The sequence below is a fragment of the Rhodococcus sp. EPR-134 genome (assembly GCF_001647205.1).
Classification (GTDB): Bacteria; Actinomycetota; Actinomycetes; order Mycobacteriales; family Mycobacteriaceae; genus Rhodococcus_F; species Rhodococcus_F qingshengii.
Genome location: NZ_LVCT01000050.1, coordinates 1 through 21,430 on the forward strand (window position 1 = coordinate 1; position 21,430 = coordinate 21,430).

General features: G+C 62.4%; 20 protein-coding genes. 8 read left to right on the forward strand and 12 right to left on the reverse strand.

All coding sequences use genetic code 11. The features are described 5' to 3' along the window. The coding region (locus A2J01_RS02480; protein WP_156519141.1) for an aminotransferase class I/II-fold pyridoxal phosphate-dependent enzyme at nt 1-497 on the forward strand (497 nt) is incomplete at its 5' end. Between the two features lie 79 nt (nt 498-576). Here the strand turns inward: A2J01_RS02480 and purQ are convergent. Both purQ and purS read right to left on the reverse strand, forming a co-directional pair. After that, complete coding sequence (purQ, locus tag A2J01_RS02485) at nt 577-1,254, reverse strand: phosphoribosylformylglycinamidine synthase subunit PurQ (RefSeq protein WP_064111800.1); 678 nt, start codon at nt 1,252-1,254, stop codon at nt 577-579. Next, the gene (purS, locus tag A2J01_RS02490) at nt 1,251-1,490 is read right to left on the reverse strand and encodes a phosphoribosylformylglycinamidine synthase subunit PurS (protein WP_003945817.1); all 240 of its coding nucleotides are present in this window, start codon (nt 1,488-1,490) and stop codon (nt 1,251-1,253) included. Before purS ends, purQ begins: the two co-directional genes overlap by 4 nt. A 165-nt stretch (nt 1,491-1,655) precedes the next feature. On the opposite strand from purS, the gene A2J01_RS02495 reads away from it, so the two are divergent. Continuing rightward, nucleotides 1,656-2,303 carry an MBL fold metallo-hydrolase gene (locus A2J01_RS02495; RefSeq protein WP_054781003.1) on the forward strand — a complete coding sequence of 216 codons (648 nt, stop codon included), beginning with the start codon at nt 1,656-1,658 and terminating at the stop codon, nt 2,301-2,303. Between the two features lie 8 nt (nt 2,304-2,311). Here A2J01_RS02495 and A2J01_RS02500 read toward each other — a convergent pair whose 3' ends face one another. The 4 genes from A2J01_RS02500 to A2J01_RS02515 all read right to left on the reverse strand — a co-directional run bounded on the left by A2J01_RS02500 (nt 2,312) and on the right by A2J01_RS02515 (nt 6,201). After that, the gene (locus A2J01_RS02500) at nt 2,312-3,691 is read right to left on the reverse strand and encodes an Ig-like domain-containing protein (protein ID WP_064111802.1); all 1,380 of its coding nucleotides are present in this window, start codon (nt 3,689-3,691) and stop codon (nt 2,312-2,314) included. A 227-nt stretch (nt 3,692-3,918) separates the two neighbouring features. Then, a complete protein-coding gene (locus A2J01_RS02505) occupies nt 3,919-4,623 on the reverse strand; it encodes a DUF2334 domain-containing protein (protein WP_007734443.1) in 705 nt (234 codons plus the stop codon). Nucleotides 4,624-4,717: 94 nt separating this feature from the next. Continuing rightward, a complete protein-coding gene (locus A2J01_RS02510; protein ID WP_003945816.1) occupies nt 4,718-5,215 on the reverse strand; it encodes a glutathione peroxidase in 498 nt (165 codons plus the stop codon). Between the two features lie 47 nt (nt 5,216-5,262). Beyond that, nucleotides 5,263-6,201, reverse strand: coding sequence for an ABC transporter substrate-binding protein (locus A2J01_RS02515; RefSeq protein WP_042452648.1), 939 nt, complete (start codon nt 6,199-6,201; stop codon nt 5,263-5,265). A 277-nt stretch (nt 6,202-6,478) separates the two neighbouring features. Here A2J01_RS02515 and A2J01_RS02520 point away from each other — a divergent pair, with 277 nt between their 5' ends. The 3 genes from A2J01_RS02520 to A2J01_RS02530 all read left to right on the forward strand — a co-directional run bounded on the left by A2J01_RS02520 (nt 6,479) and on the right by A2J01_RS02530 (nt 9,926). After that, a complete protein-coding gene (locus A2J01_RS02520) occupies nt 6,479-7,303 on the forward strand; it encodes a sucrase ferredoxin (RefSeq protein WP_231915682.1) in 825 nt (274 codons plus the stop codon). Nucleotides 7,304-7,428: 125 nt separating this feature from the next. Further along, nucleotides 7,429-8,706, forward strand: coding sequence for an acyl-CoA dehydrogenase family protein (locus A2J01_RS02525; RefSeq protein WP_042452652.1), 1,278 nt, complete (start codon nt 7,429-7,431; stop codon nt 8,704-8,706). Further along, entirely contained in the window at nt 8,703-9,926 is a 1,224-nt protein-coding gene (locus A2J01_RS02530; RefSeq protein WP_064111806.1) for an acyl-CoA dehydrogenase family protein, read from the forward strand. Before A2J01_RS02525 ends, A2J01_RS02530 begins: the two co-directional genes overlap by 4 nt. 128 nt (nt 9,927-10,054) lie before the next feature. Here A2J01_RS02530 and A2J01_RS02535 read toward each other — a convergent pair whose 3' ends face one another. Beyond that, the gene (locus A2J01_RS02535) at nt 10,055-11,467 is read right to left on the reverse strand and encodes a cation:dicarboxylate symporter family transporter (protein ID WP_064111808.1); all 1,413 of its coding nucleotides are present in this window, start codon (nt 11,465-11,467) and stop codon (nt 10,055-10,057) included. Nucleotides 11,468-11,586: 119 nt separating this feature from the next. Between A2J01_RS02535 and A2J01_RS02540 the strand changes: the two genes are divergently transcribed. Beyond that, nucleotides 11,587-13,173, forward strand: a complete 1,587-nt coding sequence (locus A2J01_RS02540) for a sensor histidine kinase (protein WP_064111810.1) — start codon at nt 11,587-11,589, stop codon at nt 13,171-13,173. After that, nucleotides 13,170-13,859, forward strand: a complete 690-nt coding sequence (locus A2J01_RS02545; RefSeq protein ID WP_003945570.1) for a response regulator — start codon at nt 13,170-13,172, stop codon at nt 13,857-13,859. The genes A2J01_RS02540 and A2J01_RS02545 overlap by 4 nt, the downstream gene beginning before the upstream one ends. Before the next feature lie 44 nt (nt 13,860-13,903). Here A2J01_RS02545 and A2J01_RS02550 read toward each other — a convergent pair whose 3' ends face one another. The 3 genes from A2J01_RS02550 to A2J01_RS02560 all read right to left on the reverse strand — a co-directional run bounded on the left by A2J01_RS02550 (nt 13,904) and on the right by A2J01_RS02560 (nt 18,098). Then, on the reverse strand, nt 13,904-16,018 hold the full coding sequence (locus tag A2J01_RS02550) for a S9 family peptidase (RefSeq protein ID WP_064111812.1): 2,115 nt from the start codon (nt 16,016-16,018) through the stop codon (nt 13,904-13,906). Next, the gene (locus tag A2J01_RS02555; RefSeq protein WP_003945463.1) at nt 16,015-16,908 is read right to left on the reverse strand and encodes a phosphoribosylaminoimidazolesuccinocarboxamide synthase; all 894 of its coding nucleotides are present in this window, start codon (nt 16,906-16,908) and stop codon (nt 16,015-16,017) included. The genes A2J01_RS02550 and A2J01_RS02555 overlap by 4 nt, the downstream gene beginning before the upstream one ends. A gap of 155 nt (nt 16,909-17,063) precedes the next feature. Beyond that, a complete protein-coding gene (locus A2J01_RS02560; protein WP_081377449.1) occupies nt 17,064-18,098 on the reverse strand; it encodes an ABC transporter substrate-binding protein in 1,035 nt (344 codons plus the stop codon). 250 nt (nt 18,099-18,348) lie between these two features. On the opposite strand from A2J01_RS02560, the gene A2J01_RS02565 reads away from it, so the two are divergent. Continuing rightward, nucleotides 18,349-19,281, forward strand: coding sequence for a tyrosine-protein phosphatase (locus A2J01_RS02565; RefSeq protein ID WP_064111815.1), 933 nt, complete (start codon nt 18,349-18,351; stop codon nt 19,279-19,281). A 96-nt stretch (nt 19,282-19,377) separates the two neighbouring features. Here A2J01_RS02565 and A2J01_RS02570 read toward each other — a convergent pair whose 3' ends face one another. Together A2J01_RS02570 and A2J01_RS02575 are read right to left on the reverse strand one after the other, a co-directional pair. Further along, nucleotides 19,378-20,040 (reverse strand): response regulator transcription factor, encoded by a 663-nt coding sequence (locus A2J01_RS02570; RefSeq protein ID WP_064111821.1) that lies wholly within the window; start codon nt 20,038-20,040, stop codon nt 19,378-19,380. Then, the gene (locus A2J01_RS02575; protein WP_003945842.1) at nt 20,037-21,350 is read right to left on the reverse strand and encodes a sensor histidine kinase; all 1,314 of its coding nucleotides are present in this window, start codon (nt 21,348-21,350) and stop codon (nt 20,037-20,039) included. The genes A2J01_RS02570 and A2J01_RS02575 overlap by 4 nt, the downstream gene beginning before the upstream one ends. Nucleotides 21,351-21,430 lie beyond the last annotated feature (80 nt).

The window sequence follows — 21,430 nt, forward strand, 5'->3', positions numbered from 1 at the left end:
AGGCCTACCGCGTGTGCGGATTCCGAGCCGGATGGCTGGCCGTCACCGGACCACTCGAGCGGGCGTCGAGCTTCATCGAAGGCATCAAATTGCTGGCCAACATGCGAATGTGTGCCAACGTGCCGGCGCAGCACGCTATCCAGACTGCACTCGGCGGACGTCAGTCCATCGAGGACCTGTTGCTTCCACAAGGTCGGCTGACGGCCCAGCGCGATCTCGCACACACCACGCTCAACAGCATCGACGGCATCAGTTGCCAACAGGCCGACGGGGCGCTGTACCTGTTCCCCAAGCTCGACGTCGACAAGTTCGGCATCGTCGACGACGAGAGGTTCGTTCTCGATCTACTGGAATCGGAGAAGATTCTTGTCAGCCACGGTCGCGCGTTCAATTGGATCGAACCAGATCACTTCCGGTTGGTGACTCTCCCCAACACCGACGATCTCTCGACGGCACTCGAGCGACTCGGCAACTTCCTCAGTTCCTACAGCCAGTAGCCCTGGGTACCGGGCCCACATACGACTGAACGCCGACCGGATTTCCGGTCGGCGTTCAGTGGTGAAAATCAGCAGGCGATCAGGCAGTGACGATCGCGTCGAGGGCCGAGTAGAACAAGCCCAATCCGTCGTCACTGGGACCGGTGAGAGCCTCGGTGGCGTGCTCGGGGTGCGGCATCAAACCGACGACCCGGCCGTTGGCCGAGGAGATGCCGGCGATACGACGCTGCGAGCCGTTGGGGTTCTCCTCCGAGTAACGGAAGACGACGCGGCCTTCGCCCTCGAGTTCGTCGAGAACCCTCTCGGACGCCTGGAAGCGACCTTCACCCGACTTGAGGGGGATGAGGATCTGCGCGCCGGCCTCGTATCGCGAGGACCACGCCGTGTTGTTGGCTTCGACCGTCAACCACTCGTCGCGGCAGATGAAGTGCAGACCCTGGTTACGGGTCAGTGCACCGGGGAGCAAACCTGCTTCGCAGAGGATCTGGAAACCGTTGCAGATGCCCAGGACCGGCATGCCGCCCTTGGCTGCTTCCACAACCTTGCCCATCGCGGGAGCAAAACGTGCGATCGCGCCGCAACGAAGGTAATCGCCGTACGAGAATCCGCCGGGAACGATGACCGCGTCGACACCCTTGAGGTCTGCATCGCCGTGCCAGAGTTCGACAGCTTCACCGCCGGCCAGGTTCACTGCCCGCGCCGCGTCGATGTCGTCGAGCGTGCCGGGGAAAGTGATTACTCCGATACGTGCGCTCATGCCTCGACTCGCCTGACGGTCCAATCCTCGATCACCGTGTTAGCCAGCAGGCCTTCGGCGATCTTCTCGAGTTCGGCGTCTTCGACACTGCCGTCGATCTCCAACTCGAACCGCTTGCCCTGACGGACATCGGATACTCCTGCAAAGCCCAGGCGAGACAGTGCCCCGACAATTGCCTGTCCCTGGGGGTCGAGAATCTCGGCCTTGGGCATGACTTCGACGACGACACGGGCCACGTGCTGCTCCTCGGTACTAGTGCGCGAACCCGGAGTGAAACGCTCGGGTGATGGCCAGTTTACCGGGCGGACCCGAGATGGTTCGCATCGAGTGATCGGGGCGTGACGGCCACCACCTGTGAAACCCGCCTGCGAGTCCCTTCGGGGCGGCGCATACTCGAAATCATGCGACTGACACATTTTGGCCATTCCTGTGTGCTCGTGGAGTTGAACGGCTCGAAGATCCTCTTCGATCCCGGCAACTTCTCGCACGGATTCGAAGGCATCACCGGCCTCGACGCCATCCTCGTGACACATCAACACCCCGATCACGCCGACCCGGCGCGGCTGCCCGAACTGGCCGAAGCGAATCCCGACGCCGTGCTCTACAGCGATCCGCAGACGGCTGAAAAGCTCGGTGGGCGCTGGACCGGCGTCCGGCCGGGCGACCGGTTCAGCATCGGCGACGTCGAGGTGACCGGAACGGGCGGAGAGCACGCAATCATCCATCCGGACCTACCGATGATCGACAACACCGCGTTCCTCCTCGGTGACGCCACCAACCCGGCACGGTTCATGCATCCCGGCGATTCCCTCTACGTCCCCGAACAAAAGATCGACGTTCTCGCCCTCCCCGCCGCCGCACCGTGGCTCAAGATCTCGGAGGCCATCGACTACCTCCGCGCGGTGGCGCCGCGCGTTGCGGTTCCCATTCATCAAGCGATCATCCGCGACGAGGCCGCAGGCATCTTCTACGGTCGCTACTCGGAAATGGCTGCCGACGGCACCGAGTTCCGAGTTCTCGACGAGGAGTCGAGCGTCGAAGTCGCCTGATTCGGTTCTCACGCACTCACATCGACGATGATCCAGCCGGTGCTCGTGCCACCGGCTGCGTCGGTGAGTGTGTAGAGAATCCTGTCGGTGCCTGCCTTCGTTCCTGCTTCGAACACCACTTCGCCGTTTTCGAGCTTCACGGTGCCACCGAGAAGTGACGTTGCCGCGACGCCGGTCACTTTGATCGAATCTCCGTTGCTGTCATGATCATTCGCGACGGCGTCGACGGTGACTGTGCCGCCTGAGCGGACCCGCGCGATGTCGAGTGCGGCGTACGGCGGGATCGGGCTTGCCGTGTACCGACCGACGTCGTCGAGTCGAGCCGAGGCAACCTCCGCCGCATCGACGATGGCAGCGAATTCGGTGCCGTCGAAGCGCGAGAGCTCGTTGCCGTTCATGATGGTCGATCCCTCGGCGCCGCCGCCGTGGTAGTCGTCGGCATAGAAGTTGTGGCCCAACTCGTGGCGGAGAACGCGGCTGAAGTTGCCGTCGGACTCGGCACCGACATGCGCGTAGCTGTGGTCGAGTTCGAACTTCGAGTAGTAGGCATTTCCGCCACCGGATGCGCACACGACGGTCGCCTGATCGACACTCGACCCGACCTGATCGGACCACAGATCTTCCAACTGCTCGAGATTTTCACAACTGCTCGAGTACGGATCATCGGCGGAATCTGCCCGCAGGACAACTCGACCGAGGACCGGCCGAATCCCGACGTCTCTGATCCAGATGGCAGCGGTGCGGGCCATTGATTCCTCGGCCCGATCCAGAGCGACGGCGGCACTGCCTGCGCCGTGCGCGGAGTACCACTCGCCACTGAGGTCCAGTCCGACCACGAACTGCTTGACCGTCTTGCCGACCCTTGCGGCCGAGGCCGGCGCAATGGCCGCGGTGGGCCACTTGGGTTTTGCGTCGATCGGCGCCGTGCTGCGACCGACCACCTCGGATCCGACGAACTCTATCGAAACACCACGATCGAAAATCACCTGCCCTCGCAGTGTTCCGGCGGAGTCGACGATGGCCGAGACGATTGCGTCCGGACGCCCTTCCACGCTGCCGATGTACGAACGGGGCGCCGGGATCACCGCGTCGGTCAGCTCTCCGTCGCTGTCTTGCACAGCCATCGAGAACTCGGATCCCCGCAGGTTCATCTTGTGAAGGCGCAGTGTGAGTTGCTCACCTTCATCGTCGACGGTTGCGGTGCGGACGCCATCGCTCGACCCGCTCGACCCGCTCGACCCGCCGTCGACACTGCCCGTCGGCAGCGTGTGAACCGCGCCGGTCGGAGCGGCAGACGCGAGCGCCGGAACGAACGCAGCACAGACGACTGCGCCCACAGCCACGGCGACAAGACCCTCGGCCGACTTGGAGAACACTCTCGTGCGCATGGCGAGATCCAAATCCCATCTACTAGCGGCAGATTAACTGCACGCACTCTAGCAGTGGGAGAGTTGGCTGACCCAGCGCTCTAATTAATCGTCCGTTTTATGTGATTTTGACCCACTCTGCACTACTACCAGCAAGGAAGTGGAGAAACGCGAAGAGTCTGCCCGCTCGGACAACCCGGACAGACGACATAGTCTCGTAGCTATCAAATAGTTGCCAACTGCCGAATTCAGGCAGCGCCGAGCTCCTGAGACGGGGAGTTCCACCGATACACCTGCGAGTCGGCTTCGTGGAAGAGGGCAAGGTCGACGGCGTCGAGGACGGCCTGACGTGGGCCCTCGTTTCCCAACTGCTTGGCCGTGATCGACAATCTGACCAGCCCCCCACGTTTGGCGGCACGCCCGGCTCCGAGAACCAATGCGCGACACCACCACGGCTCGGCCTTGAAGCCTTCGCCGATCCCGAAAACCCTTCCCCGTTGCAAGGTTCCGCGGGTCAGATCATGTACTGCCCCGAGGCCTGCCATCGTGCGAAAGCCCGTCTCCGGCAACACCGACATGGCACCGGGCGATGCCACCCAGCGCGGCGGTGCGAACACCCGGGTCCGAAGGCCTGCATGCTCGAGAACGCGGTCCGCAGCGAGTAGTCGCAGTTTCGCTTCGTGCTTCGACAGAGTGGCGAACTCGGCTCGGCGACGCTTGGTCGCGGCCTGGTCGTAGCCGTGCAGAACGATGGCATCGCCGTGCTCGCGACGCTCACGCAGCCAAGCCGTCGTCACCGCGTCGTCGGCCAGTCGGTATTTGTCCTTCAGTCGCGGCGCCACCAGGAGCGACAAGCGGACACCTCGAGTGTCCATCTCGTCTGCGAATCCGGCAGCGAGATAACATGTCTCGTCTCTGATTCCGGATACCGACACGATCAGTTCTGCGGACATACTCCGATAGTGGCAGCTGTGGGTGAACAGCACACTGCCGCCGGATGATCATCCGGCGGCAGTTTTCAGCGCACCTACTGGTTCTTGGAAACCTCTAGTTCTTGGGAAGCGCAGCTTCGATCGCGGCGACAACCTCGGGTGCGTCAGGCTCGGTCCGCGGACGGAAGCGGTTGACGACGGTGCCGTCCGGTCCGATCAGGAACTTCTCGAAGTTCCACTGAATGTCTCCCGCAGCGCCTTCGGCGTCGGCCGCCTTGGTGAGCTCGGCGTACAGCGGATGCTGGTTTTCGCCGTTCACCTCGATCTTCTCGAGAAGCGGGAACGTGACGCCATAGGTAGTCGAACAGAACGTCTCGATCTCTTCGGCGGTACCCGGTTCCTGCCCCATGAACTGGTTGCACGGGATACCGATCACGGTCAGACCGCGATCGGCGTACTCGCTGGCCAGCTTCTCGAGCGCCGAGTACTGCGGGGTCAGTCCACACTTGGACGCGACGTTGACCACGAGGACGGCGCGGCCGTCGTATTCACCCAAAGAGGTGGGCACGCCACCGAGGGTGTTGATCGCGATGTTCTGTACTGGAGTTGTCATAGGCTCCAACTTAGCGACTCTCTCGCGCACTGCTCCTTCGCGCACTGCTAATTCGACGCTCCGAGAATGCGATCGAGGTCGTCCAGAACGGTGAGGCCGCCGAGCGGTCCGACGCCGGTGATCCAGTAGGACATGTCGACCAGATGCGGGTTCGGGAAGAATCCGGCGTTGTCTGCGACGGCCTTCGGCATCGTGCCGGCATCGGCCGGTTTCGCGGAGGTGACCAGGATGAGGTCGGCGTTGGCTCCGGAGACGAATTCCGGGGAGAGGTCGACGGAGATCGAGTTCTCCCAGTCGCGTGCGGGAATCGTGAGTCCAGCACATTCGAGAGTGCTTCCGGCAAACGACGTGGGTCCGTACAGCGTCAGAACGTCGTCGCGTGGGCGGATCAGCTGAGCGGTCTTGCCCTCGGTGCTGTGCTTGCTCGCCACTTCCTCGCAGCGTGCCGTGTAGTCACCGAGCAGTTCACCTGCCTGATCGGTCTTGTTCAACGCCTCTGCGACGAACTGGACGTTGTCCTGCCACGGATCGGTCTGAGTTGCCATGTAGACGGTCGGTGCGATGGCAGCGAGCTGCTCGTACAGATCACCGTGCCGCGATTCCGTTCCGATGATCAGGTCCGGGCTCAGTGCGACGATCTTCTCGAGGTTCGGTGCCGCGACGGTTCCGACCATCTCGATCTCCGCCGCCTTCTCACCGAGGTACGCCGGAACGCCGGTCGTCTCGCTGAGTACCGCGGTGCCCACGGGAATCACGCCCAGCGCTACCGACGTGTCGAGCTGAACCGGCTCGAGCACGACAACTCGCTGCGGATCCGTCGGTACGTCGGTAGTTCCGCGGGCGTGGGTGACCGCGTGCACGGTGTCGGCAGACTGACTGCCGGTATCCGTCTTGTCGTCACTGCCACACGCCGTTGTCGTTGCCACTATGGCGGCGAGGACAAAACCACCCAGCATGTACTTCGTCCGCGAGTTACTGCGTTTCATTCACAAACTCCTGTTACCGACTGCTTCCGACCGTCACAGCCACGTGCATTCACCGCGGCTGAGCAAAGGATTCACCATCCAATAGTCTGGTGAGCCTAACCTACGAGACTGGAGCCTCATCATGTCTTCCCTCCCCTGCCACAGCGACGGTGTCCTGGGGAAAGGATCTATGCAGTGCCTTTCGGAATTTGTCGCCAATCCGCAAACCAGTCGACGCCCTCACGCCTGTACACGGCAGTCGTCGACCGCCGGCGAACCTATGGTCGGTCGCGCCGGAATGACACATCTGTGGGTATTGATCGAGCACCCCGGCCCCTGGCCGGCGTCCGCCCCTGACGACGTTCTCCCCGTCGCGCTCACCGAAAAGATCTACGCAGCGCAGGGCCGTATCCGTGTCGTGGTGATCCGGCGGACCCGCAACCGCCGGGTGCTCACCCCGACGTGTGTACTCGCCTGGACGGACGGCACACGCCAATGGATGCGGGAAGGGGCGGTCGACCGATACGAGGACCTGTCGGTACTGCCGTTCGAATCGATGGCCACCGGAGCGGAACCCGACTTCGGCCGCTCCCGCACGGAACCGCTCTTCGCAGTCTGCACACATGGAAAGAAGGATGCGTGCTGCGCGGAACTCGGCCGCCCGGTCGTGTCGGCACTGAACGCGGCACAGATCGCAGATGTGTGGGAATGCAGTCACATCGGCGGAGATCGTTTCGCGGCCAACATGATTGCGTGGCCTGCCGCAGTCTATTTCAGCCGACTGGACGGCAACTCCGCAATCGATGCTGCCGAGAAATACCTAGCCGGAGAATTGCAGCTGCTGCACCTGCGCGGCCGGGCGGCACTGTCACAGGCCGCTCAGGCAGCCGAACATGCTGTCCGACGCGCCACCGACATCGTCGCCACGGACGCACTCGAGAGCATCAGCGAGAGTGTCGACGGAGAACACACGACTGTCGATCTTCGGTTGGAGGGGAGAGACTTTCGCGTCGTCGTTCGCTCCGGTCCTCCAGGGCTGCCGTTCCGACATGATTGTGGTGCCGGAGGGACCGTCGAATGGAGCGGATGGACCGTCGAGCACGTTCACGAGCAATCGCACTGACCACTCGATTTCGACAAGAGTGCCCGGCAGGCCATCGAACCGAGATTTGCGCGGACTGACAACACTTCGAATCAGGTCGCGATGAAGGATCGACGCCCCTGGTGTTTACAGCTTGCATTCTTCCCATGACCACCGCACTGACGCCGAATGCCGTACCCCGGTCTGCTGATCCGATCAAAAGTGAGGTCGACTACGAAACACTGGCAGAGAAATTCCGTCCGATCTTCGCGGACATCGCACAAGGCGTCGTCGAACGCGAACGCGATCACGTACTTCCCTTCCAACAGATCGACGCACTCAAGAATGCAGGCTTCGGCGCCGTTCGGGTGCCGACAACACACGGTGGATCGGGTGCGAGCATCCCGCAATTGATCCGCTTACTAGTCGAGCTGTCGAGCGCCGATTCCAATATCACCCAGGCCCTGCGCGGACATTTCGCATTTGTCGAAGACCGACTGGTCGCCGACCCAGGCCCGGAGCGTGACATCTGGCTCCGACGCTTTGCGGAGGGACAGTTGGTCGGCAACGCGTGGACCGAAATCGGCGACGTTGCATTGGGCGAAGCCAACACCAAGGTCTCGCCCGCACCCGATGCCGACCATTTCCTGGCGAACGGGGCAAAGTTCTACAGCACGGGTTCCATCTTCGCCGACTGGATCGACCTGTACTCGCAGCGCACCGACACCGGCGCATTCGTGATCGCGGCGGTCGAGGCGAGACAACCCGGTGTCACACACAGTGACGATTGGAACGGGTTCGGCCAGCAGACGACTGGCTCCGGTTCGTCCGTCTACGAGGACGCAATTGTACAGCCGGAGAACATCTTCGACTTCTCGACGCGATTCAAATACCAGACCGCGTTCTACCAATTGTTCCACCTCGCCACTCTCGCCGGCATCGCCAAGGCTGCTACGATCGAGATCTCTCGTCGAGTTGCCTCTCGCACTCGAACCTTCAGTCACGGCAACGCTCCGAGATACGCGCAGGATTCGCAGATCCAGCAAGTTGTCGGCGAGGTGTCCTCTGCAGCCTTTGCAGCCGAGGCCGTAGCGCTGCACGCAGCACAGTCGTCCCAATGGGCTTACGAAGCCGCATTCTCCGGCTCGCCGGAGGAGGAGAAGGCCGCCAACATCGCAGCCGAAATCGATTCGGGGCGAGGGCAAGTCGCCTCGATCGGACTCGTCGTGCCGGCCACGGCCAAGATCTTCGACGCACTCGGTGCTTCCGGAGTCAGCCGCGACCTCGATCTCGATCGATTCTGGCGCAACGCCCGCACCGTCGCCAGCCACAATCCGGTCGTCTTCAAATCCAAAGTTGTCGGCGACTACGAAATCAACGGAACCGAACCGATTTACGTGTGGGCCATCGGGACCGCACCGACCGAAAAGGATGAACAGGCATGACCGTGACCAGTGAAACCGAAGTCTTCGTCGGCGTTCCCGACACATCCGAGGGCTGGATCGACCGGGCTCGCGAGGTGAGCAACATCCTTGCCGCCGACGCACTCGCCCGCGACCGAGCCGGCGAACCACCGTTCCGAGAAGTTCAGCTGCTCAAGGACAGTGGTCTTGTGACGCTCCTGGGCCCGGTCGAGTTCGGCGGCGGCGGGCAGCGATGGGAGACCGCCTACAAGGTGGTTCGGGAGATCGCCCGCGCCGACGGCTCCATCGGACAACTGCTCGGATACCACTACCTGTGGGCATGGGCAGCCAGATTGGTCGGAACCGATCCGCAGATCTCCGCTGTCGAGGAGCTGTACACGAGCAACCGATTCTTCTTCGGCGGCGCGGTCAACCCTCGAGACACCGACCTCACCGTCGCGGACCGCGGAGACACCCTGGTGTTCAACGGTGTGAAGTCGTTTTCCACCGGCGGCCGAGTCACCGACCTCACGGTGCTCGAAGGAATCATCGACGGAACTGCGACGCATGTGTTCGCAATCGTGCCGACTGCTCAGGACGGCATAGTCTTCCGCGGTGATTGGGACAATCTCGGGCAGCGCCTCACCGATTCCGGCAGTGTCGAGATCAACGACGTCGAGGTCGACTGGGCAAGTGCGGCAGGCTTTGTCGACAAGGAATTCCAACCTCTGGTCTACAACACCCTGAACTTCCCGGCGATCGAGATCGTGTTCGCCAACTTCTACCTCGGGATCGCTCGTGGCGCACTGGACACTGCCGCCGAGTACACCCGAACCCGTACGCGTCCATGGCCGTACGGCGGTGACAACCGCGAAATCGCAACCGACGAGTGGTACCTCCGTGAGGGCTACGGCGACTTGCAATCCAAGCTGTGGGCAGCGGAGGCCTTCGTGGATCAGGTCAGCCGTGAGGCCGACGCCGTGCTCCACTACGCTCGCGAAAACCTCACCGAGCAGGCTCGCGGCGACCTCGCCGTACGCATCGCGGCCGCAAAACTTCGCGCCGCCGACGTCTCCTTGGAGATCAGCAACAAGATCTTCGAACTGACCGGTGCCCGAGCCACGTCCAACGACGTCGGCCTGGACATCTACTGGCGCAACATCCGGACGCATACCCTTCACGATCCGCTCGCGTACAAGCGCCGTGAAGTCGGTAGTCGTTTTCTGACCGGCGAGATTCCCGAACCGACCTGGTACACCTAGCCACGAACAGAAAGAGACCGTCGCACGGTTGGTGCGGCGGTCTCTTTCATCGTTACGACCAGGATCACTGATCGTAGATCGGGTTCCGCGCCTGCAGCGCAGTCAAACGTTCAGCAGAGCGGACGTTTCTAGTGATGACTCACGAACGACTGTTTGGTGCCGGTCGGAGTCGTTTCGAGCTTGTGCTGCTCTTCTTCGTCCTCGTCGTCGAGCATCGTGGCTTCGTTGAACGGAATCTTCCCGTCGAGTACCTCGACGACGCGTTCCTTGTCGATCGTCTTGGTCCAGGCGCCGACCAGGAGAGTCGCAACCGCATTGCCCGAGAAGTTGGTGATCGCTCGCGCTTCCGACATGAAGCGGTCGATTCCGACGATGAGTCCGACGCCGTCGAGAAGCTCGGGGCGATGGCTCTGCAGTCCGCCTGCCAGCGTGGCCAGACCGGCGCCGCTGACTCCGGCAGCGCCCTTGGAGGCGATGATCATGAACACCAGCAGCGAGAGCTGTTCACCGAAACCGAGTGGCTGTCCCATGGCGTCGGCGATGAAGATCGAGGCCATCGTCAGGTAGATCGCGGTGCCGTCGAGATTGAACGAGTAGCCCGTGGGAACGACGATGCCCACCGTGGTGCGCTCGACGCCTACGTGCTCCATCTTGGCGATCAGACGCGGCAGTGCCGATTCGGAGGACGACGTGGCGAAGATGAGCAGGTACTCACGGGCCAAGTACTTGACCAGCTTGAAGATGTTGAATCCGGTGACCGCGCGCAGCAGCGTTCCGAGAACACCGAAGACGAAGATCAGGCAGGTCAGGTAGAAGCCGATCATCAGCGTGCCGAGCTGGACGACGGCGTTCAAACCGGTCTGGCCGACGACGCTGGCGATGGCACCGAAAGCACCGATCGGGGCGAGCCAGAGGATCATCGTCAGGATCTTGAACACGAGCTTCTGGATGTATCCGACGGCCTTGAGGATCGGTTCACCCGACTTGCCGAGCGACTGGATCGCGAAGCCGACCAGAAGGGCGACGAACAGAGTCTGCAGCACGCTGCCGGCTGTGAGGGAGGACAGCATCGACGTCGGAATGATGGACGCGATGAAGTCCCAGGTACCGCCCGCGCTGTGGGCCTGATCTGCAAGCTTGGCCACGGAGGCCGCATTGGGCGTGATGTTCAGGCCACTGCCCGGGTTGAGCAGGTTGCCGACGCCCAGGCCGATCGCGAGTGCGATGGTGGACATCCCGATGAAGTAGGCGAGTGCGAGGCCGCCGACCTTGCCGACCTTGGCCGCCGCTCGAACCGAGCCGATGCCGAGCACGATGGTGCAGAAGATGACCGGGCTGATCATCATCTTGATCAGGCTGACGAACAACGTGCCGAGTACACCGACGGACTTACCGAACTCGGGTGCGAGCCAACCGACGAGGATGCCGCCGATGACCGCGACGATGACGCTCATGTAGAGCCAATGCGTCTTGTCGCGCTTTGCCTTGGTGCCCTCGGGCTGTGGGGAACCGTCTACTGTCCCTGTTGCCGTGCTGCTCATGGGGTGTCCTTTGGATCGGATATCTGTGAAGTGATCGGGATCACTTCGAGTCGTGGAGAATTCTTGTTGCAAACAGGTGGGCCCGGAAGTTTGTGTTCATTACGTTCAGGAGGCGCTCGATGGTCGAACGAAAGACCGGCCGACGTATGAGCGTCGCCAGGCAGATCCTGCTCCTGCAATTGGCGTTGTTGGCGCTGGTCATCGGCGTGGGGGCCGCGCTCGCAGTTGTCGACGAACGCCGAGACAGCGACGACGCGATCCGCAGGCAGGTGAGCTCGATAGCGCAGACTCTCGCCCTGTCGGATTCGACGGCGGCAGCCCTGACGAGTCCGGACCCGACCGCGATTCTGCAACCACAGACCGAGAAGATCCGACAGGCAACCGGCGTCGATTTCATCGTGGTGATGGCGCCTGATCGCACTCGGTTCACCCACACGAGCCCGGAGCTGATCGGTCAACTCTTCACCGGGAACATCGACCGCGCACTTGCCGGCGTGACCTTCACAGAGACGTACGCCGGATCGCTGGGGCCGTCGATCCGCGCAGTCACTCCTGTCTACGATTCCGGCGGAACCCTGGTCGGTCTGGTTTCTGCCGGTGTCACCCGCGAGCAGATCAGCAAGCAGTTCGCCCAAAGTGTTCCGGTCATCCTGTTCGTTGCCGGCGGCGGTCTTCTTGCCGCCCTCCTGAGTTCACTTCTGGTGAGTCGGCGTATCCGGCGACAGACCCTGGGGATGGCGCCGGATGAACTGCGCACCATGTACGAACACCACGACGCCGTCCTGCACAGCATCGGTGAGGGTCTGGTGGTGATGGGGCGAGGCCGAAGCAGAGATGCGCGAGTGGATATCGTCAACGACGAAGCGCGTCGCCTCCTCGATCTACCGGACGGGCCCGTGCCACTTTCGTCCATCCCCGAGACCATGCGAGTCGACGACGCCTCTCCCGCGAAGGATCAAGTGCACCTCACCGACAAGCGTGTGCTGGTGGTCAACCAACACCCGGTTGAGTGGGAGGGCAACAGAATTGGCACCGTGCTGACAATTCGCGATCACACCGAATTACAGAACGTACTCGGGGAATTGGATTCGGTACGCAGTTTTGCCGAGTCGCTTCGATCGCAAGCCCACGAGAGTGCAAATCGTCTGCACACGATCATCACGATGGTCGAGTTGGGCCGGAACGACGACGCAGTGGCCTTCGCCACCAATGAATTGCGAGTGTCCCAACAGTTGATAGATCGTCTGATGAATGCGGTCCACGAACCGGCGCTCGCCGCACTGCTGCTCGGGAAAATGAGTGAAGCGACCGAACGCGGGGTCGACCTGACCATCACCGAAGACACCGCGCTCGGTCCGGTTCCTTCGCTCAATGCACGCGAGTTGGTCACGCTGGTCGGCAATCTCGTGGACAATGCTATTGACGCATCGCGCGCGAGCGAGTCTCCGTGGGTGGAAGTGACGGTAATGGAAGAGGATTCGATGATGGTTGTTGCCGTCGCCGACAGCGGCCCGGGAATGACACCCGAAGCACTCGAAAAGGCCAAGGGCCGTGGCTACTCCACAAAATCCGGCTCTCGCGGACTCGGTCTCGCACTGGTCTCTCAAGTGGTGAAACGGCACGGCGGCACGCTCACCAGCGAACCGGCGATGGGCTCCATGCTGGTGGTCCGCATCCCGCTGCGCGAGGCGGAAGCGCCGCGATGATCCGTGTACTGATAGTCGACGACGAACCGTTGATCGCGCAGGCACACCGTTCCTACGTCGAGCGAGTGCCGGAATTCGTGGTCCACGGCGTGGTTCATTCCGGGAACGCCGCCGTGCGTGCAGTTACGGCGGCCAACGCCACCGACCAGCCCATCGACCTGGTCCTGCTCGACATCGGGTTGCCCGACGCCAGCGGTCTCGACGTGGCTTCCGCCCTGGGCGGTTTGCGGCCCAGTCCGGACATCATCGCGGTTACCTCGGCGCGCGATCTGGAGGTGGTCCGAAGCGCCGTGGCTCGCGGGATCGTCCTCTATCTTCTCAAGCCGTTCACTTTCGCAGCATTCCGCGACAAGCTCGAGCGCTACCTCGAATATCGTGCAGCGCTTCCCGCTGGAGAGTCTGCGGTCAGTCAACACGACATCGACCGCGCGATGTCCGCGCTACGAACGTCCGACGATCGAGCAGCGGCACCGAAAGGCTTTGCGTCTCAAACACTCGGACTCGTCGCAGCGTCCGTCCGGGATTCGGAAGGTCCTGTGACCGCCGCCGAGGTGGCAGCATCGGTCGGCGTGTCCCGGGTGACAGCCTGGCGCTACCTGGAAAAGCTGGCAGACGACGGCATGCTCACCCGGGAGACCGAGTACGGGCGCGCTGGGCGCCCTCAGGTTCGTTACCGCAGAACCTGATTGACACAGAACCTGACAGTCACCGAACCTGATTGACACAGAAGCTAGTTCGCGCCCACGGTGTCCAACACCCAGGCGAACTCGAACGCGACCTCTTTCCACTTCTCGTACCGACCGCTGACACCGCCGTGTCCGGCGCTCATCTCGGTCTTGAGAAGTAGCGGAGCATCACCGGTCTTGGTGGCGCGCAGTTTTGCGACCCACTTGGCCGGCTCCACGTACAGAACACGGGTGTCGTTGATGCTCGTGATCGCAAGAATGGCGGGATAGTCCTTGGCTTCCACGTTCTCGTACGGGCTGTACGAGCGCATGTAGTCGTAGACGTCCTTGTTGTGCAGCGGATCTCCCCATTCGTCCCACTCGATGACCGTCAACGGCAGCGACGGATCGAGAATCGACGTCAACGGGTCGACAAACGGAACGTTGGCGAGAATGCCGGCAAACAGTTCCGGAGCGATGTTGGCGACAGCGCCCATCAGCAGTCCACCTGCACTACCGCCGTCGGCAACCATCCGGTCGGCCGACGTGACACCGGTGTCGATCAAATGCTTTGCGCAAGAGACAAAATCGGTGAAGGTGTTCTTCTTGGTGAGCGTCTTGCCGTTTTCGTACCAGTGACGGCCCATCTCGCCGCCGCCGCGCACGTGTGCGACGACGAAGACGACACCGCGATCGAGCAACGACAAGCGGGCAACCGAGAACGACGGGTCGATGCTCGCCTCGTAGGAACCGTAGCCGTACAACAGCAGCGGCGCGGGACCTTCCGGCGCACCTACGCGCCTCACGATCGAGAGCGGAATGCGGGTTCCGTCGTCGGCTACTGCCCAGTCGCGACGCTGCTCGTAGTTACTCGCATCGAAGTCTCCGAGAACGGGCTGCGACTTACGCAGTGCCAGTTCACCACTGGCGACGTAGTAGTCGTACACCTGCCCGGGAGTGATGAATGAGGTGAATCCGAGCCGGATGGTGGGCTGCGCCCATTCCGGGTTGGACCCCATGCCGATGCTGAAGAGTTCTTCGTCGAAGTCGATCTCGTGGCGTTCGCCGTAGCCGTCACCCGTCAACGGCCACACGGCAACCCGAGTGAGCGCCTCGCGTCGGTAGCTCAGGACGAGGTGTCCGGCAAAGGCTTCGGCTTCTTCCAGACGAACGTCTGCGCTGTGCTCGATCAGCGTCGTCATGTTCATCGGATCCGACACGGGAGCTTCCACCAACACGAAGTTCTCTGCCTTGATGCCGTCGACGACGTCGTTGTGGAGGATCAGGAAGCGGTCCTCTCCCCCGATCACGGCGTGCTCGGCCCCGTACTCGACGCCCTCGCGACGCGGGATGATGACGCGGAAGTCGCCTTCCGGGTTCGCCGATTCCAGCATCCAGCCTTCGCTGGTCACCTTGGAACCGACCCAGATCATCAGGTACTTCTCGCTGCGGGTGGACCCCACCGAAACCCAGTACCGTTCGTCGGGCTCGTGGAACACCGAAACATCTTGACTCTGCGGCGTTCCCAGCTTGTGACGCCACACCGTGTCCGGACGCCAGGAGTCGTCGACCGTCATGTAGAAGACGTGACTGTGGTCGATCGCCCAGGTGGCGCCAGGCGCGGTATCGGGAATCTCGTCGGCGAGCATCTCACCGGTCTCGAGGTTCTTGAACCGCAAGGTGTACCGCTCGTCGCCGACGATGTCCACCGAGTACGCGAGCAACGTGCCGTCCTCGCTGATGGAGAACGCGCCGAGCGAAAAGAACTCGTGCCCTTCGGCTTCGACGTTGCCGTCCATGAGGATCTGCTCGTCGGCCAGCTCGACGCCGGGCGTCAGGTCGGGCGGAGTCCAGTCGTCTTCACCGGCGATGGGGCACCGGCACTGGACGGTGTACGACTTGCCTTCCACGCTGCGCGAGTAGTACCACCACTTACCCATGCGAGTGGGCACCGACATGTCGGTTTCCTGCGTCCGCGACTTGATCTCCTGGAAGATCTTCTCGCGCAACGGCTCGAGCGCGGCCGTCTGCTCGTCGGTGTACGCGTTTTCGGCTTCGAGGTATGCGACTACCTCGGCGTTGTCCTTGTCCCGCAGCCACTCGTAGTCATCGACGAACGTGTGTCCGTGATGGGTACGTTCGGTGGGGACCTTCTTTGCGACCGGCGGGATCAGGCTCATGCGCTGGGACCGACCCAATCGTCGAAGGACAGACCGGAAATGCGCTCGTACGCCTCGATGTAGCGTGCACGGGTCGCGTCGACGATCTCCTGCGGCAACGGCGGCGGTGTCGTGTCCGAGCTACGGTCCCAGCCGGATTCAGGGCTCGTGAGCCAGTCGCGCACGAACTGCTTGTCGAAACTGGGCTGCACCTTGCCCGCTTCGTAGCCTTCGAGAGGCCAGTAGCGCGACGAGTCGGGGGTGAGCACCTCGTCGGCGAGCACGAGGTTTCCAGCGGAGTCGAGACCGAATTCGAGCTTGGTGTCGGCAAGGATGATTCCGCGATCGGCTGCGAAGTTGGAGGCGCGGGCATAGACGTCGAGAGTGTCCTCGCGAAGCTGCACTGCCAGCTTCTGGCCGACCTTCTCCACTACCTGATCGAAGCTGATGTTCTCGTCGTGATCCCCGAGAGCCGCCTTGGACGCCGGGGTGAAGATCGGGTCGGGCAGACGCGAGGCCTCGACGAGGCCCTCGGGCAACGCGACGCCGCACACTGCGCCGGTGTTGTTGTAGTCGACCAAGCCGGAGCCGGTGAGGAAGCCACGAACGACGCATTCGACGGGAACCATGTCGAGGGAGCGCACCACGAGAGCGCGGCCGAGAACCTCTTCCGGGATGCGATCGTCGTCGGGCTCGCCGGCCAGGTGGTTGGTGCCACCGAGGACGTTGAAGAAGAACACGCTCATCGCGGTGAGCACGCGACCCTTGTCCGGGATCGGCGTGCTGAGCACGTGGTCGTAGGCCGAGATCCGATCACTCGCGACAAGCAGCAGATGCTCGTCGTCGATCGTGTAAAGGTCACGGACCTTGCCACCGGCCAGATGAGTGTAGGAATCAAGTGTAGGACGCACCCGGTCACCCTATCGGGCGTTCGCAGTTCGTACAGAACCCCGGTAGCCGGGACAGGTAAGCGTCCTCGCCGATCGGAGAGCTGTCCGCCCTGCTCATCTGGATATGCAGGTGGCCCCTCGCCAGCAGGCGAGAGGCCACCGTCACAGTCGATGAACTACTGGTTTGCGGGCAGCTTCGACAGGCCCTCGTCGATCGAATCCAGCGTCAGAAGAGCCGTCTGATAGGTCGCGGCCAGCGAATGCTGGACCTGGACGACGTTGCCGGCCTTCACTGCGGGCAATTCCTTCCACAGCTCGGAATTGACCAGCTCCTGCAACTGCGGAGACATCGAGCCGTCGGCGTTGAGGCCGTAGACGATCACGTCGACATTTCCGAGATTTTCGCCGATCTTCTCGATGGATACCTGTTCGACGTGGATGTCGGCGGGGTCTGCGGGGGTGCCGGGGAACTGCAGTCCGAGTCCGTCGAAGAGATTGGTCGTGTACGAAGACGCGTACTCGCGTGAGAAGGTGCCGGCCTCCGGCTTGCAGACGTTGCACACGCCGCCGAAGGTCAACGAGCCGAGCTTGTCCTTGTACTTCGCGGCCAGTTCGGCGGTTTTGGCGTCGTAGTCGTCCTTGAACTCGCCGTAGGTGTCGGAGACATTCGCGGCATCGGCGAACTGCTCGCCCAGCACTCGCCAATCAGCAGGAACCGTCGGTCCCAGGAAGACGACGGGAGCGGCCGCCTCGAGCTGCGCCATGTCCAGCTGGCTTTCGACTCGAGCGGGAACGCCCATGATGATCAGATCGGGCTCGGCAGCGACGATTCCCTCGTAGTTGAGCTGGGAGACGTTGCCGTCGGGTGCGACCTTCGGCAGAGCTTCGTAAGCGGCCTTGGTCTTGTCGTCCATGTTGCCGAGTTCACGGGTCCACTCGCATACTGCTGCCAGGTTCGCTCCCGCCTGAATCAGCGGCAGAACTGCGTATCCGCAGGCCACGATCCGCTGCGGGTCGCTCGGGATCTCGATGGATCCGTTCTGCGCCTCGAAGACACGGGTCTGCGAGCTCGCGGCTGTCGTCGACGATTCGGACGACGCCTCCTCGGAGTTGCTGCAGCCGGCGACGCCGACCGCCAGCGCAGCTGCTGCGCCGATCACCACTGCGCGGCGAAACCGCGACAGACCTTGAACCCGCATGTTGAACTCCATCTGAACGCACCGGACTGCTCCGGAATTGATTTGGTGAGGCTAACCAATATCAGGGCACTGGACCTTTACACAAACACAGCTCCCGAGGAATGAACTGCGCCTCCCGAGCCGCCCACGCTCACAGCAGCACGCCTCCCACTGAGAGGGAGCAAAGCAAGATTCCTCTCGAATCGGACACGCGAACTCGCTACCTTGCCTTCGCGATACCTCATCGACTCGCCACTCTCTCCGCTCGACGAAGGGCTCACACATGTCCCGATCCACCCGTACCTGCTCACTACGGTCTGCCGCGGCCATTGCGTTGACCAGTAGCTTTCTCATCACCGGTTTCGGCGCCTCGATCGCGCAGGCCGAACCTGGCCCCTCGGCTCCGCTGTTCGGCTCGCTGGATTTCGGATCCAGCAACCTCGGCAGTTCCGAGCAGACCCCAGATGCGCCGCGGCTGACCGGGATCGACAATTTCCGCGACGTCGCAGGCACCGGCGCCGGATACTCGGGGACTTTCGGCCTGCCCGTGAACAAGGGAGTCTTCTACCGCGCGAACGCGATCACGCCCAAGGGCGATGACATGAGCAATCTCGAAAAGCTGGGACTGACAAAGGTTTACGATCTGCGCACTGAACCCGAGATCGCCAGTAAGCCCGATGTCTTGCCCGACGGGGTTGCGTACGAGAACATTCCGATCCTGTCCGGGAACATCGCCGAGATGGTCGCGAAGATCAAGTCCCCCGAGGACTCACGATCGATGATGCAGGACATGAACCGCGCCTTCGTCACCGGAGCGACGGAGCGAGCCGGGTTCGCGCAGTTGCTCACGGGTCTCGCGGAAACCGAAGGTGCACAGGTCTTCCACTGCACCGCAGGCAAAGACCGCACCGGCTGGACGTCGTTTCTGCTGCTGAGTATCGCCGGTGTCGACCGCGCGGTGATCATGAACGACTATTTGCTGACCAACGAGTACACAGCCGAAGGCATGAAGGCCACGCGCGCGGGCATCGCGGCGAGCCTGGGCGAACAGATGGCCGTCAACATGGAGCCTCTGTTGGGTGTCGAGGCAAGCTATCTCGATGCCGGTCTCGCCCAGTTGGACCAGACCTACGGGTCGGTCGATCGGTACCTGACCGAGGGCCTGGGTCTGAGCCCGGCGACTGTCATGACGCTCAAAGCCAAACTGCTGGGCTGAGTGGCACGGATGCCCCGGGTTCGACGAGGGATCGGACCCGGGGCACGTGTACTTCTCTGCCCGTGCCGCGGCGGATGCGCCGCAGCGTCCCGTGCGTCAGCGCGATACGGAGATCACGTTGTTTCGGTACGCCCAGATGACGATCTGCACACGGGTACGCACCTGCAGCTTCTTGCAGATGTTGCTGATGTGCGACTTCACCGTGCTCTGTTCGAGGCTGAGGGAATCTGCGATGTCGTTGTTTCCCAAGCCTTGTGACAGCAACTGCACCACATCCATTTCACGCGCACTGAGACCGTGATCCGATCCGGAGCGCGCCGTGGACATCGGTGCCGGCTTACGCCTCGCGAACTCCACGATCAGTCTCGACGTCAATCTCGGCGAGAGCACCGAACCACCTTCGGCCACGGTCAACACTGCCGACGAGAGCTCTTCGGGATCGGCGTCTTTGAGCAAGAACCCTGCGGCACCGCTGTCGAGCGCCTCGAAAACGTACTCGTCGAGATCGAACGTGGTGATCACGATGACGCGGGTCCCGGGAAACTCGGCAAGGACCTCCCGGGTCGCAGTCAACCCGTCGCCGTGCGGCATTCGGATATCCATCAGCACGACCTCCGGACGCAGTGCACGCACCTGCTCGTACGCCTCGACTCCCGTCTTGGCATGCCCGACGACGCGAATCTCGGGGTGACCGGAGAGAAACAGCTCGAACCCCTGCCGTACCACCTGCTGGTCGTCTGCAATAAGGACATCGATCATGCGTTGATCCTCCCGTTCACCGGCACCAGTGCCTGCACAGCCCACTCACCTTCCGAATTCGGTCCGGCGTCCAATTGACCACCCATGAGCGTCGCGCGTTCGCGCATTCCCACAATTCCGAGGTTTTGCCCGTCGGAGGCCGGGCGAGCATTCCCGAGAGTATTGACCACCCGTACCCTCACCGCACCGGCTTCTCGACTCAGACACACCTTGGACTCGCTACCCGGCGCATGGCGAAGGACGTTCGACAACGCCTCCTGCACGATGCGGTAACACGTCAACTGGACTCCGCTGTCCAGGTCGTCGAAGCGGCCGACCTTCTCCAACGAGATCGACGAGATGGTGCGCTTGCAGTCGTCCACCAACTCGTCGATGTCGGAGACCATGGGCGTCGGGAAATCGGGGTCTTCCTCACCCAGGCGAAGTATCCCCACGATCTGCCGCAAGCTGTTGAGGGCCCGCTGACCCTGCTCGATGACGCCCCCCAGAAGGGCTTGTGCTTGTTCGGGATTGCTCGAGAAGAACTTGTCGGCGGCACGAGCCTGGATGATCATGCCGGTCATGTGGTGGGCAGCGACATCGTGCAGTTCACGTGCCATGTCCTGCCGTTCGGCGACAACGGCATTCGCAATCTTGCGTTCGCGGTCCCGGTGCAGATCCGCTACTGCCTGACTGTTCTCCACTGCTTGTTTTCGCAGGCGCGCGACGATCTTTCCCATGGCTGCGACGACCAGAAAACTCGTGACGGTGTTTGCCGCCGGTTCGAGGAACAAGTGAGGCAACTCCCCCACCTGAACCTCGGCGACCGTCAGCCCGTCCCGTTCGGTGAGATACATCGCCAAGATCACGTCCATCGCCATTCCGAGGACCAGCAGTCCGACCAGGCGCATGCCTGTCACTCGGATGGACACTGCCATGATCGCGAACCAGAAAAGCGGCGTGGCCCCCAGCGATCGACTGCCGAGGAAGAGCATCAATCCGCCGGATCCTGCCAACGTCAGGAGGTAGTACGCGATCGGGTACCGCCGGCGCGCACACGCCACAACGGTCAACACCGTCAGGAAACCCATGATGCCGACGACGGTTCCCGGATCGCTCAGCACTCGATTGCTCGTCTCGGGTTCAGTCTTGAGACTGGCGAGACCGAACACCCACGGCACACTCAGCAGGCCGACGATCACGGCCGCCGTGGCCGGGTTGTTCAGGTTGAAACGTCCCCACCCTCGCGATGCCAGGGCTTGCCCCGGGGCATTCTGACCAGCCGAGTCGAACATCCACTCCCCATTCCGCATCCGATGATTGACGTTCATGGTGGCATGCGCGCACCACTTGGTCCCACATTCGGCGAACGTGAAGGGAATGTTCGATTCCCGGCTCCTACCAAAGCACT